Genomic DNA, 12,956 nt, shown 5'->3' with positions numbered 1-12,956 from the left:
GGAGGAGCCATGAGACGCCGGATACCGACGCTGCTGTCCGCCGCGCTTCTGCTCACCACTGCCGGCTGCGCGATTTCCGAGGGCGGCCCGAACTCGCTCGTGTTCGCCTCCTACGGCCAAGGCGCGTACCAGGCGGGCCAGCGCGCCGCGTGGCTCGACCCGTACGAGCAGCAGACCGGGACCACCGTCACCATCGACGGCCCGTCGAGCAACGCCAAGCTCAAGGCGATGGTCGAGGCGGGAAAGGTGACCTGGGACGTCGTCGACACCGACGCGTCCGCTGCCGCCGCGGTGTGCGGGAGCCTGCTCGAACCCGTCGACATGGGAGCGCAGGCCGCCGGGTTCCCGGAGGGCTCGCTCACCGATTGCGGGGTGCCGGACGCCTTCTTCGGCATGATGCTGATGTACGACTCGAAGGTCTACGGCAAGAACCCGCCGGCGAAACTCGCGGATTTCTTCGACCCGAAGCAGTTCCCCGGCCGCCGCATCATCTACGGCGGAGACCCGAGCGTCGGCACCATCGAGGCCGCGCTGCTGGCCGACGGCGTGCCGCGGGACAAGCTGTATCCGCTCGACATGCGCCGCGCGCTGCGGATGTACGACCGGATCCGGCCGCAGCTGTCCATCACCAGCACGTACGGCGACCAGCAGCAGCGCATGGCCGGCGGGCAGGCGGACATGGCGCTGATCGTCAGCGCGCGGGCGTTTTCGCTGCTCAAGGCGGGGGCGACGAACTGGAAGGTGGTGCCGGGCATCCCGGTGCCGGTGACCTGGGACGTACTCGTGGTGCCGAAGGGGACGGCACGCGCCGAGGAGGCGAAGAAGCTCATCCGCTTCGCCTCGCAGCCGGCGCAAGCGGCGGACTTCGCCGCACGGGCGGGCGTGGGACCGGCCAACACGGCCGCCCCCGCCGCCCGTTCGGAGATCGGCCGCCAGCTCGACATCTGGGGCGAGGGCAAGGAGGACTTGCGAGTGCTCAGCAACGTGCGTTATTGGGCGGCGAACCGGCCCGCGCTGGTGAAGGCGTGGTCGGATTGGACGACCGGATGACCGCCGTGGCGACCCGGCCCCCGGCCTTGCCGCAGGCCGGACCCGGGCGTGAACGCCGGCGGACTTCGTGGCTGCTGCTCCCCGCGGCGGCGGTGGTGCTGGTGTTCTTCTTCTATCCGCTCGCCGTGATTTTGTGGCGGAGCTTCACCGAACCGTCGTTCGGGGTCGGCAACTACCTGGCGGTGCTCGGCGACGAGGTGCAGCTCCGGGTGATGCTGCGGACTTTGCGGACCGCGCTGATCATCACCGCGGCCACGCTCGTCATCGCCTATCCCTACGCCTACGCGATGACACTCGTCGGCCGTCGCGCCCGGTCGGTGCTGACACTGCTGGTCCTGATGCCGTTCTGGACCAGCCTGATGGCGCGCAACTTCGCCTGGTACGTGCTCGAACAGCGCGGCGGCGTCATCGAGAAGGCGCTGGCGGCGATCGGCATCGACGGGGTCGTGCTGCTGGGCTCGGTGGCCGGCGTGACGGTCGCGATGGTGCAGGTGATGCTGCCGTTCATGGTGCTGCCGCTGCAAAGTTCGATGCTCAGCATCGACCGGAGCCTGCTGCACGCGGCGGGCAGCCTCGGCGCGCGGCGTCCGGTGGCGTTCCTGCGGGTGTACGTGCCGCTGTCGATGCCGGGCGTGCTGGCCGGGGTTTCGGTGGTGTTCATCATGTCGCTGGGCTTCTACATCACCCCGGCGCTGCTCGGCACGCCGCAGCAGGCGCTGGTCGCGCAGGTGATCGGCACCCAGGTCAACGATCTGCTCGACTTCGCGGGCGCGGGTGCGCTCGGGACGATCCTGCTGGTCGTCACGCTCGTGGTGCTCGCCGTGCTCAGCCGCGTGGCCGCGCCGCTGGGCACCAGTGCTGCCGGAGGTGCCGACCGTGGCTGACAATCCGTCCATCAGCAGGGCCGCCGCGGTGCGGCAGCGCAGCCTCGGCTGGGGTCTGCGCGGGTGGGTCGTCCTCGTGGCGTTCGTGCTCGTCGCGCCGACGCTCGTGGTGATCCCGATGAGCTTCGGCGCGGGCTCGACGTTCGAGTTCCCGCCGAAGGACTGGTCGTGGCATTGGTACGCGGAGTTCTTCACCAGCAAGCAATGGCTGGCCGCACTGGCGAACTCGGTCCAGGTCGGGGTGCTCGCCGCCGCGCTGGCGACCGTGCTCGGCGTGGCTGCCGCGCTCGCGCTGGACCGGATGCGCCGGGGCGGCGGAGTCGTCCGGCAGCTGCTGATGGCTCCGATGATCCTGCCCGGCATCGTCGTCGCGGTCGCGATCTACGGGGTTTTCCTGCGCTGGCAGCTGAACGGCACGATGCTCGGTTTCGTGCTGGCGCACGCGGTGCTGGGGCTGCCGTTCGTGCTCACGTCGGTGCGGACCAGCCTCGCCGGGTACGACCCGATCATGGAGAAGGCCGCGGCCAGCCTCGGCGCGCCCCGGTTCGCGACGCTGCGCAAGGTCGTGCTCCCGATCATCGCGCCCGGGGTGCTGTCCGGGTTCGTGTTCGCCTTCGCCACCTCGTTCGACGAGGTCGTGGTCGCGTTGTTCCTGCAGACGCCCGCGATCAAGACGCTGCCGGTGAAGATGTACGAATCGATCGTGCTGGAAATCGACCCGACGATCGCCGCCGCGTCGAGCCTGATCGTCGTGTTCACCACCATTCTGCTGTTCGTCCCCGCCGTTTTGCGCCGAAAAGAGCAATCATGACTGACGGAATCGCGACCGCCCACGTGACGAAGGCGTACCCCGGCGTCGACCGGCCCGCCGTGGACGACGTCTCGCTGCACATCGCCGACGGCGAGTTCATGACCTTCCTCGGCCCGTCCGGTTCGGGCAAGACGACGATGCTGTCGATGATCGCCGGGTTCACGCCGCTGACGTCCGGATCGATCACTGTGGACGGTCAGGAGATTTCGCGGCTCAAACCGCACCGGCGGAATCTGGGCGTGGTTTTCCAGCAGTACGCGCTGTTCCCGCACATGTCGGTGGCGCGCAATGTCGCTTTCGGACTGACTCAGCGCAAGGTGGCGAAGGCCGAGATCTCCCGGCGGGTGGACGAGGTGCTGGAGCTGGTCGGGCTGTCGGCGGTGCGGGACCGGCTGCCGCGCCAGCTTTCCGGCGGTCAGCAGCAGCGCGTGGCTCTCGCGCGAGCGGTGGTGTACGAACCGCGTGCGCTGTTGATGGACGAGCCGCTGGGTGCGTTGGACAAGAAGCTGCGTGATCAGTTGCAGCGGGAAATCGCGCGGATGCACCGGGAATTGGGGATGACGTTCCTCTTCGTGACGCACGATCAGCAGGAGGCGCTCACGCTGTCGGATCGGATCGCGGTCTTCAACGACGGCCGGATCGAGCAGGTCGGTACGCCGGAGGAACTGTACGAGCGACCGGAGACCTTGTTCGTCGCGCAGTTCATCGGGGAGTCCAATGCGTTGTCGCTCACGCCGGGGGAGGTGACGATCGTGCGGCCGGAACGGTTGACGCTGCACACTTCGGCGGATCCAGTCCCGAGTGGACACCAGCGGGCGAGCGCGCGGGTGACTGACATCGTGTACGTCGGCGATCACACGCGGATCTGGTTGCGGTATTCGGACGGTGCGCGTGGTTGCGCGGTGGTGTCGGCCGGGGTCGCGCACGAGCACCGGCCGGGGGACGAGGTGATCGCGGCCTGGCATCCGGAGCATCAGGCCGTGGTGCCGAGCGGCGGCGTTCCGGAATTGGCGGCGGTATGACTGAGGAATTGCTGCTGCGCGGCGGCGTGGTCCGGACTTTCGATCCGGCGGTCGGGACCGCTTCCGCGGTGCTGGTGTCCGGCGGCCGGATCGCCGCGGTCGGCGACGACAAGACGGTTTCCGCCGCGGCTTCGCCGGAGGCGCGGGTCGTCGAGCTGGCGGGCCGGACTGTCCTTCCTGGACTGAACGACGCCCACCTGCACCTGGCCTTCCACGCCGCAGCCGGTCCGGAGTTCTGTGTGGACCTTTCCGCTGCCTCTTCTTTGGACTCGGTGGCCAGCGCTTTGGCCAGTGCGCCGCCGGGGGAGTGGATCGTCGGCCGAGGCTGGCGGGAAACGACGATCGCCGAATTCGCGGACGGCCGAGCGGTGCCGACTCGCGCCTGGCTCGATGCCGTGACCGGTGCACAGCCGACGGTGCTGCATCACGCGTCGTCGCACGAGGTTTGGGCGAACAGCGCGGCGCTTCAGCGGGCAGGAATCACCGCGTCGACGCCGGATCCCGAAGCTGGGGAGATCGTGCGCGACTCCTCCGGGGAGCCGACCGGGGTGCTCGTGGAGAGCGCGCAGGAACTGGTCGCTTCGCTGGTGTCGCAGCCGAGCCGTTCCGTCCGGCTGGACGCGATCGTCCGCGGCATGCAGCGGCTGAACGCCCTCGGGATGACCAGCGTGACCGACCCGATCGTCCCGCCCGATCTGTGGCGGGACTACCGGGACCTGCACGCCGCCGGCCGCCTCCGGCTGCGGATCACCGCGCTGCTGCACTGGAACTGGCCATCGCCGACGACGTCCGCTGCCTCGTTGGCACAACTGCTGGACGAGACGGATTTCGCGCAAGGCGACGACCTGCTGCGGATCGGCGGGATCAAACTGTTCGCCGACGGAGTGCCGACGCACTGCACCGCGTGGATGCACTCGCCGTATCCGTCCGGCGAGCACGGAAGCCTGGTGACCTTCGGCCCCGACGACGACGCGCGAGTACGGGAACTGCACGAGCTGATCCTGGTCGCCCATGTGCGGCGGGTGCGGGTGCAGGTCCACGTGACCGGGGACCGCGCCGCGGACGCAGTGGTCGACGCGATCGAGGCGGCGCAGGCGGCCGACCCCTGGCCGGACGCGCGACACGCCCTGATCCACGGCACCTTCTTGTCCTCCGCGGTGCTTTCGCGGCTGGCGCGATCCGGCATCGGCGTGATCACCAGCTCGCTGATGCGGACCTACAGCGGCCCGTCGATGGTCCGCGTGCTGGGCGAGTCTCGGTGGGCAGACGCTTTCCCCGCACGGGCGCTGCTGGACCACGGAGTGATGGTCGCCGACAGCTCGGACGCACCGGTGACTGTCCCGGACTGGCGCCGCGGCGTCGCGACGTTCACCGGCTCGCCCGGGCCGAACGCGTACTCTCTCGTGGCCAGCCCGCTGACCAGGGAGGAAGCGCTGCGGCTGTGGACCACCGGCCCCGCCTGGCTCGAACACGCGGAGGCTTTCAAGGGCACGCTCAGTGTCGGCTCCCTCGCCGACCTCGCGGTTTTCGCCCACGATCCGGTCACCGCTGCGGACGAGGAGTTGCTCAGCGTACGGTCGGAATTGACCGTGCTCGGAGGACGCGTAGTGGCGGAGTGAGGGTTCGTGTACAGCAGCAACACCGACGCCGATCGCGGCGCTTTCGTGTGGATGGTGAAGAACGCCGTCGTCCCGCGGCCGATCGCGTGGGTGAGCACGGTGGACAGCGCGGGCGTGCGGAACCTCGCGCCGTTCAGCTACTTCGCCCCGCTGACGATGGACCCGCCGACGGTCGTCTTCTCGATTTCGGAAGCGCCTAAAGACACTCTGACCAATATCGAGGCCCTGGGCGAGTTCGCGATCACGATAGCGCTGAGCGGCCAAGAGGAACTCGTCGCGCGCACTGCGTCCACAGTGGACTCTTCGGTGGACGAGGCGGAACAGGTCGGCTTGTCGTGGACTGCCGGGGTGCGGATCGCCGTCCCGCATCCCGCCGGGGCGGGCCCGAGCCTGGAGTGCACGCTGGTGAAAATCGAGGAGTTCCGGGGCTCGCACCTGGTGTTCGGCGAGGTGGTCGGAGTCGCGGTGGACGACCGGCTGCTGCGCGCGGACGGACGGCTGGACCAGGACGCGTACCAGCCGGTGGGCCGCATGGGCGGCGCGACGTTCACCCGGGTGGACAACTGGGTGCGGGTGCCGATCCCCGCTCCGGAGGAGCTGCTGGCCGGCCAGGTCCGTGAGGGGAACCCTGAGGGACTCTGAATCCGTCAGGGTTCCCCTCACGGACCGCAAAGTCGGCTGAGCCGGCTCGGGTCGTAGTCTTGGTCTCGTACCTGAGCAGGGAGGTTTTCGTGGCTGACGCAACTCTTCCCGGGGTCCTCGCTCGGCTTGAGGAGCTCGACGATCCTAGAATCCGCGCTGTCAACGAGAGCCACGGCGACGACCACAGCGTCAACCTCGGCAAGCTCCGTGCCCTCGCGAAAGAGCTCAAAGCCCAGCCGGACCTCGCCCGCGAACTGTGGCGGACCGGCGACACCAACGCCCGTCTGCTGGCCCTTCTCGTCGCCAGGCCGAAGCAGTTCGACCGCGACGACCTCGACGCCATGCTGCGCGAGGCCGTCAAACCGAAGGTCCAGGACTGGCTTATAACGAACATCGTCAAGAAGAGCCGCTACGCCGAGGAACTCCGCGTCGCCTGGCTCGAAGACCCCGACCCGGTGGTGGCGAGCGCGGGCTGGGCGTTGACCGTCGACCGCGTCGCCAAGAAGCCGGACGGGCTGGACCTTCCCGGGCTGCTCGACGTCATCGAAGCCGAGATGAAGGCCGCCCCGGAGCGGCTGCAGTGGGCGATGAACCACTGTCTCGCGCAGATCGGCATCGAGAACCCGGACCTGCGCGCCCGTGCGATCGGCATCGGGGAGCGGCTGGGCGTGCTCAAGGACTACCCGACTCCGCCGAACTGCACCTCGCCGTACGCGCCGGTGTGGATCGCGGAGATGGTCAAGCGGCAGGCTTAGCGAAAACCCCGATGAAAACCATGCTGGCAGCCAAAAACGGTCCCGAGGCCAGCGCTGCCAGCCACTTCTCACCGGTCGCCCGCTCCAGCTGACCCGCCCGCACCGCGCGTTCGGTGTTCCGGCTCAAGCCGAGAATCTTGTCCGCCGCCTCGAAATCGCGGAACACCGGCGTGGCAACCGAAACGTCGAGCACCTCGAATCCCGCGCCTGAAGCCAGCCGCGGCAAGGAACGGCCGACAGTCGCGTTCCGGACCATCGTCGAGCACACGAACCGGTTGAACGCCCGGTTCGTCGAGAGCTCCCCGGGATCGACCACCAGGCTGTCCCAATCCGGCTCGGCCACACAAGCCAGCCCGCCGGGGCGCAGGACCCGGTGCAGCTCCGCGAAAACCGCGGCGGGATCGGCGACGTGCTGCACCATCCGGTCCGCCCGGACCCGGTCGACGCTCGACTCGGCCAGCGGCAGCGCGTGCGCGTCGCCCAGCCGGACGGAGATCCGCGGCGTCCCGGCGACCCGTCGCCCGGCCTCCTCGACCATCGCCGGTTCCATGTCCACGCCGAGGACCGCCCCCGACGAACCCACCGCTTCAGCCATGGCGGGCAGATCGGTGCCGGGACCGCAGCCGACGTCCAGCACGGTCAGGCCGGGCCGCAGGTCGAGCGCGGCCAGCACTTGCCGTTTGTAATCGCGCCCGGCTTCGGCGACTTGGGCGTAGTAGTCGATTTTGTCCGGTCGAGGAACGCCGAAAGTCATGTTTCGAGTGAACCAGAGGTCTCGGCGAGTGCGATGAAGCTGGTCCAGTCCGGATCGGACAACCCGAGATGCGCACCGGCCTCGGCGAGGGAGGAAGCCGCGGAATCGAGGAACCACGACGCGGTCAGCACCATGCTCGCCGCGGCGGCGGGAGCGCGGCGCACGCCCTCGGGAGTGAGGTCCTGGGCGTTGAGCGTGTAGACGGCGGAGTCGAGCAGCCGGGCGACGAGGCTGTAGGCGTTGGCCGCTTCCGTCGTGCGGGTGAGCGCCCGGAAGCGAGGGCGGGCGGCTTCCGCCAGCGCCGGGGTCAGCAGGGTGCGCAGCCGCGGCCATTCCGCCGCCATGTGCTCGCCCAGCCACCCGGACAGCCGCTGGTACCGCGCCGCGGCCTGCTCGAACCGGGCACGCAGGGCGATCAGCTCCGCGGGCTCGGATTCGCCTTCCATGAAGAGAATTCCGGTCGTCGCGACCACCGCCGGGTCGTTGAGGTCGACACAGCCGACGGCGCCGTGCGCGGGATCGAGCCGGTCGGGAGCGGGGCTGTCGGACCACCGGGCGGCCAGCAGTTTCAACGCGTTGGAATCGCGCCGCCAGGCCGCCGCCTCCTCGATCTTGAGCACCGAGTGGTAGCGCTCGTGCTCGCGGTGATCGCGCGCCACCTGCACGTATCCGGCCAGTTCCGCAGGCGACGGACCGGGAGCTCCGACAGTCATGTCCTCGAGTCAACCAGAAAACGCTTCAGTCCAGCGCCAGCGCTTTCCGGAGACCGCCGACATCATCCAGCAATTCGGCCACCCCAGGACGGCTCGCGGACGCGGCCGGATGCGCGAACCGTACCTCGACCTTCCACTCGCCGAGGGGGAGCGGCAACCGCCGCACCGTGCCCCGCTCCATCGCCCGTGCCGCGGCGAAATGCGGGACCACCGCGACGTAATCGTCGTCCTCGGCGAGCTGCAACGCGGTCCCCGGCAAACCGATCGTGTGCACCGGCCGGTCCGCGGGCCGCTCCGGATGTTCGAACGCCGCGGCGAGCGATTCCGCGCCGACACCCCAGCGGTAGACGAGCACGGGACTGTCGGCCAGATCGCCGAACCGCAGCCGGGACCGCGTCGCCAGCGGATGGCCGGGACGGCAGACCGCGACGATGCCGGACCGTCCGATCCGGACTGAACGGAGGTCGTCCCCGGGCGGACGCGACAGCAGGAATCCGGCGTGCGCGCTGCCGTCTCGCAGCCGTTGCAGAACCTCGTCGCTGTGCGCGACTCGGCAGTGCACCGCGATCGGACGGCCCGCCAACACCGCCAGGACCGGCGGGAACACCGACGAACCGAGACTGGCCGGCGCGGCCAGCACGAGCCGTTGCGACCGTTCGGCGCCGACCTCGGCGACGGCTTCGTCCAGCAGTCGCAGACAGCGTCGCGCGTACTCGGCGAGCTGCGCACCGGCTGTGGTCAGCACGCTGCCCCGCGCGCCGCGCTCGAACAGCTGGACCCCGAGCCTGCGCTCCACCGCGGCGAGCCGATTGCTCACCGACGGGGCGGAAAGCTGCAGCTCAGCGGCTGCGGCGGAGAAGCTGCCGAGCCGGGCGGCGGCGTCGAGCACCACGAGGTCGGTCGTTTCGACGGGCACTTGAGCCATAGCCTCAGCTTAAGGCCAGCCGTAACGGATGTCTGTCTACCGCAATGCTCGCCGGTGCGTCACGGTGGACCGATGAACGAGGCAAGCAGAACTTCGGGCAACGACGCCGCGACAGTTTCCGCTGCGGCCGACCACCGGTTGCGGCGCGCGCTGGGCACGCCTTCGCTCGCGATGCTGACATTTTCCAGCGTGATCGGGTCGGGATGGCTGCTCTCGCCCTACACCGTCGCGCGCCAGGCCGGGCCCGCCGCCCTGCTGACCTGGGTGATCGGCGGCGGGGCGACGCTGCTGGTCTGCCTGGTGTTCATCGACCTGGCGTTCCGCAATCCGATGTCCGGCGGCAACGTCCGCTGGCCGCGGATGGCGTCCGGGCCGCTGGTCGGCACCGCGGTGAGCTGGGCGATCCTGCTGCAGGCGGTGTTCGCCGGGCCGAGCGAATCGACCGCGGTCGCGCAGTATCTCGGCCGGTGGCTGCCCGGACTGCTCGGCGAGGACACGCTGAGCTGGGAAGGCCGGCTCTTCGCCGCGGCGCTGCTCCTGGTGTTCTGCTCGGCCAGCTTCTTCGGCGTCGTCTTCATCACGCGGCTCAACAACGTGGTCACCACGGTCAAGCTGATCGTCCCGGCCGCCACCGTGATCCTGTTGCTGGCCAGCGGTTTCGACTCGAACAACTACGCACTCGGCGGCGGTTTCGCGCCGTACGGCATCTCGTCGGCGCTGATGGCCGTGGTCGGCGGCGGCGTGGTCTACGCCTTCACCGGCATCAACGGCGCGGCGGTGATGTCCGGCGAAGCCCGCAACCCGCGCAAATCCGTGCCGCGCGCGACGCTGATCGTGCTGGCAGGTTCGGTGTTGCTGTATCTAGGATTGCAGTTCGCGATGATCTACACGCCGCCGGCCGGGCTGCTCGGTTCCGGCTGGCGCGGCATGAACCTGACGTCGCCGCTCGCGCAGCTGGCCGGTCTCCTCGGCATGGGCTGGCTGTCCGCCGTGCTGATCGCGGACGCGGTGTTCTCGCCGTCCGGCAGCCTGCTGATGGGCACCTCGATCAAGGCCCGCTACACCTACGGGGCGGCGCAGAACGGCTTGCTGCCACGGCTGTTCACCCGCGTCAGCGGACGTTGGGGCGTGCCGTGGGCGGCGCTGGCGTTCAACGCGTTGATCGGCGCGACGGTGATCCTCAGCTTCGGCAGCTGGGAGTCGATCGTCAGCTCTCTGAGCTTCTTCTACGGCCTCAGCTACGCCGTGGTGTCGGTCGCCGCGACGATCCTGTACCGCACCGAGGACGGCGAAGGCTGGCTCGGCCGGTGGGCGACCCCGGTCGGCGCGGCGTCCTTTGTGGTGTCCGGCCTGATCCTGTACTGGTCCGGCTGGGCGAAGATGCGGATCGCGCTGCCGCTGCTGCTCGTCGGCTTCGTCATCTACTTGATCCGCCGCGCGACCCGGTCCGGTCGCTCGAATACCCCGGTGCTGCAAGGGGTTTGGCTGATCGGCTGGCTGCTCGTGCTCGGCGCGCTGTCCGCTTTCGGGTCCTTCAAAGGCACCGGGACGATCGCCGCGCCGTACGACTCGCTCGCCGCGGGCGCGGTCAGCGCGGCCACGTGGTGGCTCGCACACCGGTCCGGGGTGCGGTACCGGATCGCGGAACAGACAGAATCCTCGGCGCGGCCCCAAGTTCTGCCCGCCGGGTGAACTCAGCGAAAGGGAGAAGAAACCAGATGACCGACACGCACGACCCCGGCTTCGCCTGGGACCTGGCGAAGTCCCGCGAGCGGCGCACGAAACGCTGGTCGGTGTACGGGCCGGACGTGCTCGACCTGACTGTCGCCGAAATGGACCTGCCGATCGCCGAGCCGATCCTGGCCGTGCTGCGCGACGCGGTCGAACGGCAGACCTTCGGCTACCCCATTCCGGCCGCGCAGTCGGGGCTGCCGGAAACCGCCGCGAAGTGGCTCACCGAAACGCACGGGCTGACCGTCGACCCCGGCGAGATCCGGCTTCTGCCGGAGCTGATGAAAGGCATCACCAACGCGCTGCGCGAGTTCACCGCGCCGGGCTCCGCGGTGATCGTGCCGACGCCGACGTACCGGAGCTTCTTCGGCGCCATCTCGCTGGCTGACCGGGAAGCGGTGCAGGTCCCGCTGCTGAAGGGACACCGGCTCGACTACGACCGGATCGACGCCGCCTTCGCCGCCGGTGCGGGCAGCCTCCTGTTGTGCCACCCGGCGAATCCGGTCGGGCGGATCTTCTCGCCTCCCGAATTGCGGCAACTGGCGGAGATCGCCGAACGCCACGGCGGCCGGGTGATCAGCGACGAGGTGCACGCGCCGCTGCGCTACGGCGTGGACTTCGTGCCGTACGCCGCGGTCAGCGAGACGGCCCGGCGGCAGGCGGTGACGTTGTTCAGCGCCTCGAAGGCGTGGAACATCGCGGGACTGCGCTGCGGTTTCGTCGCACTGACCAACCCGGACGACTGCTCGCGCTGGGACCGGCTGCCAGGCGCGGCCAGCGGAGGCATCAGTCCACTCGGGATGGTCGCGTCCGCCGCCGCGTTCGAGCACGGCGCGCCGTGGCTGGAGCGTGCGCTCGCCTTCCTGGACGCCAACCGCCTCCGCTTGGCCGCCCAGTTCGCCGCCGCCGGTCTGCCTGAGGTCTATCAACCGGCCGACGCGACCTATCTGGGCTGGCTGGACCTGCGCCGGCTGGGCTTGGCCGATCCCGCGCAGCTGCTGCGGGAGAAGGCCAGCGTCGCGGTGACCGCGGGGCCGGACCACGGGACGAGCGGAGCCGGATTCGTGCGGCTGAATTACGCCACCGAGCCGGACGTTCTGGCTGATGCGGCCGCGCGGATCATCCAAGTGCTGGAATGATCCCCATGACTGTCCTCACCGAAGACCGCGCCCGGTACTGGCTGGACCGCTGGGACCGGCAGCAGGAGCACTACCTGCCCGACCGCGAGGAACGGTTCGCGGTGCTCGGCGATGTGCTGGACGAGCTGATCCCGCGCTCGGACCCGCTGATCGTCGACCTGGGCGTCGGCCCGGGTTCGCTCGCGACGCGGCTGCTGGCGCGGTTCCCCGGTGCGAGGGTGGTCGGGGTGGACGCTGATCCGCTGCTGCTCGGGCTCGCCGATCTCGCCTACGGCAGCGCTCGGTTCCGCACTGTCACGGCCGACCTGCGCCAGCGTGGTTGGTACGAGGCGCTCGGGCTCGACCGCGCGCCCGACGCGTTCGTCAGCACGACCGCGCTGCATTGGATGAACCGCCTGCCGCTGCGTGATCTGCTGGCGGTGTGCGGCGAAGTCCTTGCTCCTGGCGGGGTCTTCGTCAACGGCGACCACCTCTATGAGGGCGACGCCGGACCTCGGCTGGACACCCTGAACCGCGCGCTGACCCAGCGGCGCGCGGTTCGGGCCGGGATCGCGCGGAACGAGGATTGGGCGGCTTGGTGGCAGGCCGTCGAGGCGGCTCCGGAGCTGGCCGGGCTGGTCGCGGAGCGGGACGGCGGGTTCGCGCATGAGGTGACTGATCGGCCGTCTGTGCATGATTACCTGGCGTTTTTGCGTGAGGCCGGGTTCGCCGAGGCCGGGACGGTGTGGCAGGTGGGGGATGATCGGATTGTCGTCGGGATCCGTTGAGTTGGGGCGCGGTTGCCTGGTCTTCTGAGTGGGCGGGGTTTGCCGAGGTCGGGACGGTGTGGCAGGTGGGGGATGATCGGATTGTCGTCGGGATCCGTTGAGTTGGGGCGCGGTTGCCTGGTCTTCTGAGTGGGCGGGGTTTGC

The 12,956-nt window shown here is 69.6% G+C and carries 13 protein-coding genes; 10 read left to right on the top strand and 3 right to left on the bottom strand.

Annotated elements, in window-relative coordinates; translation table 11 throughout:
- Positions 1-9: 9 nt before the first annotated feature.
- The 7 genes from ACFXI3_RS05880 (at position 10) to ACFXI3_RS05850 (ending at position 6,783) form a co-directional block, all read left to right on the top strand.
- Positions 10-1,050: an extracellular solute-binding protein gene (locus ACFXI3_RS05880; RefSeq protein WP_370938171.1), complete on the top strand. Its 1,041-nt coding sequence runs from the start codon at positions 10-12 to the stop codon at positions 1,048-1,050.
- The gene (locus ACFXI3_RS05875) at positions 1,047-1,934 is read left to right on the top strand and encodes an ABC transporter permease (RefSeq protein WP_377926643.1); all 888 of its coding nucleotides are present in this window, start codon (positions 1,047-1,049) and stop codon (positions 1,932-1,934) included. The genes ACFXI3_RS05880 and ACFXI3_RS05875 overlap by 4 nt, the downstream gene beginning before the upstream one ends.
- Positions 1,927-2,745 (top strand): ABC transporter permease, encoded by an 819-nt coding sequence (locus ACFXI3_RS05870; protein ID WP_344279773.1) that lies wholly within the window; start codon positions 1,927-1,929, stop codon positions 2,743-2,745. Before ACFXI3_RS05875 ends, ACFXI3_RS05870 begins: the two co-directional genes overlap by 8 nt.
- A complete protein-coding gene (locus tag ACFXI3_RS05865) occupies positions 2,742-3,767 on the top strand; it encodes an ABC transporter ATP-binding protein (protein ID WP_378398281.1) in 1,026 nt (341 codons plus the stop codon). Before ACFXI3_RS05870 ends, ACFXI3_RS05865 begins: the two co-directional genes overlap by 4 nt.
- On the top strand, positions 3,764-5,386 hold the full coding sequence (locus tag ACFXI3_RS05860; RefSeq protein WP_378398279.1) for an amidohydrolase: 1,623 nt from the start codon (positions 3,764-3,766) through the stop codon (positions 5,384-5,386). Before ACFXI3_RS05865 ends, ACFXI3_RS05860 begins: the two co-directional genes overlap by 4 nt.
- A 6-nt stretch (positions 5,387-5,392) precedes the next feature.
- On the top strand, positions 5,393-6,028 hold the full coding sequence (locus tag ACFXI3_RS05855; RefSeq protein ID WP_378398278.1) for a flavin reductase family protein: 636 nt from the start codon (positions 5,393-5,395) through the stop codon (positions 6,026-6,028).
- Between the two features lie 89 nt (positions 6,029-6,117).
- A complete protein-coding gene (locus ACFXI3_RS05850) occupies positions 6,118-6,783 on the top strand; it encodes a DNA alkylation repair protein (protein WP_378398276.1) in 666 nt (221 codons plus the stop codon).
- Here the strand turns inward: ACFXI3_RS05850 and ACFXI3_RS05845 are convergent.
- Genes ACFXI3_RS05845 through ACFXI3_RS05835 form a run of 3 tightly spaced genes read right to left on the bottom strand, consistent with a single transcriptional unit; the run spans position 6,767 to position 9,175 of the window.
- On the bottom strand, positions 6,767-7,537 hold the full coding sequence (locus ACFXI3_RS05845; RefSeq protein ID WP_378398274.1) for a methyltransferase domain-containing protein: 771 nt from the start codon (positions 7,535-7,537) through the stop codon (positions 6,767-6,769). The genes ACFXI3_RS05850 and ACFXI3_RS05845 overlap by 17 nt on opposite strands.
- Positions 7,534-8,250 carry a hypothetical protein gene (locus tag ACFXI3_RS05840; protein WP_344279791.1) on the bottom strand — a complete coding sequence of 239 codons (717 nt, stop codon included), beginning with the start codon at positions 8,248-8,250 and terminating at the stop codon, positions 7,534-7,536. Before ACFXI3_RS05840 ends, ACFXI3_RS05845 begins: the two co-directional genes overlap by 4 nt.
- A 25-nt stretch (positions 8,251-8,275) precedes the next feature.
- The gene (locus ACFXI3_RS05835; RefSeq protein ID WP_370938163.1) at positions 8,276-9,175 is read right to left on the bottom strand and encodes a LysR family transcriptional regulator; all 900 of its coding nucleotides are present in this window, start codon (positions 9,173-9,175) and stop codon (positions 8,276-8,278) included.
- 72 nt (positions 9,176-9,247) lie between these two features.
- On the opposite strand from ACFXI3_RS05835, the gene ACFXI3_RS05830 reads away from it, so the two are divergent.
- Genes ACFXI3_RS05830 through ACFXI3_RS05820 form a run of 3 tightly spaced genes read left to right on the top strand, consistent with a single transcriptional unit; the run spans position 9,248 to position 12,812 of the window.
- The gene (locus ACFXI3_RS05830) at positions 9,248-10,867 is read left to right on the top strand and encodes an APC family permease (RefSeq protein WP_378398272.1); all 1,620 of its coding nucleotides are present in this window, start codon (positions 9,248-9,250) and stop codon (positions 10,865-10,867) included.
- 26 nt (positions 10,868-10,893) lie between these two features.
- The gene (locus ACFXI3_RS05825) at positions 10,894-12,045 is read left to right on the top strand and encodes a MalY/PatB family protein (RefSeq protein ID WP_378398270.1); all 1,152 of its coding nucleotides are present in this window, start codon (positions 10,894-10,896) and stop codon (positions 12,043-12,045) included.
- Positions 12,046-12,050: 5 nt separating this feature from the next.
- On the top strand, positions 12,051-12,812 hold the full coding sequence (locus ACFXI3_RS05820; RefSeq protein ID WP_378398269.1) for a class I SAM-dependent methyltransferase: 762 nt from the start codon (positions 12,051-12,053) through the stop codon (positions 12,810-12,812).
- Positions 12,813-12,956: the final 144 nt, after the last annotated feature.

Origin of the sequence: Amycolatopsis sp. NPDC059235 (assembly GCF_042754125.1) — a bacterium.
GTDB classification, from domain to species: Bacteria; Actinomycetota; Actinomycetes; order Mycobacteriales; family Pseudonocardiaceae; genus Amycolatopsis; species Amycolatopsis albidoflava.
This window is presented reverse-complemented; position numbering and strand designations above follow the sequence as displayed.

Excerpts from the sequence above, each read along its gene's own strand:
- ACFXI3_RS05880 (WP_370938171.1), top strand. The coding sequence starts at position 10 with ATGAGACGCCGGATACCGACGCTGCTGTCCGCCGCGCTTCTGCTCACC.
- ACFXI3_RS05875 (WP_377926643.1), top strand. The coding sequence starts at position 1,047 with ATGACCGCCGTGGCGACCCGGCCCCCGGCCTTGCCGCAGGCCGGACCC.
- ACFXI3_RS05865 (WP_378398281.1), top strand. The coding sequence starts at position 2,742 with ATGACTGACGGAATCGCGACCGCCCACGTGACGAAGGCGTACCCCGGC.
- ACFXI3_RS05860 (WP_378398279.1), top strand. The coding sequence starts at position 3,764 with ATGACTGAGGAATTGCTGCTGCGCGGCGGCGTGGTCCGGACTTTCGAT.
- ACFXI3_RS05845 (WP_378398274.1), bottom strand. The coding sequence starts at position 7,537 with ATGACTTTCGGCGTTCCTCGACCGGACAAAATCGACTACTACGCCCAA.
- ACFXI3_RS05840 (WP_344279791.1), bottom strand. The coding sequence starts at position 8,250 with ATGACTGTCGGAGCTCCCGGTCCGTCGCCTGCGGAACTGGCCGGATAC.
- ACFXI3_RS05835 (WP_370938163.1), bottom strand. The coding sequence starts at position 9,175 with ATGGCTCAAGTGCCCGTCGAAACGACCGACCTCGTGGTGCTCGACGCC.
- ACFXI3_RS05830 (WP_378398272.1), top strand. The coding sequence starts at position 9,248 with ATGAACGAGGCAAGCAGAACTTCGGGCAACGACGCCGCGACAGTTTCC.
- ACFXI3_RS05825 (WP_378398270.1), top strand. The coding sequence starts at position 10,894 with ATGACCGACACGCACGACCCCGGCTTCGCCTGGGACCTGGCGAAGTCC.
- ACFXI3_RS05820 (WP_378398269.1), top strand. The coding sequence starts at position 12,051 with ATGACTGTCCTCACCGAAGACCGCGCCCGGTACTGGCTGGACCGCTGG.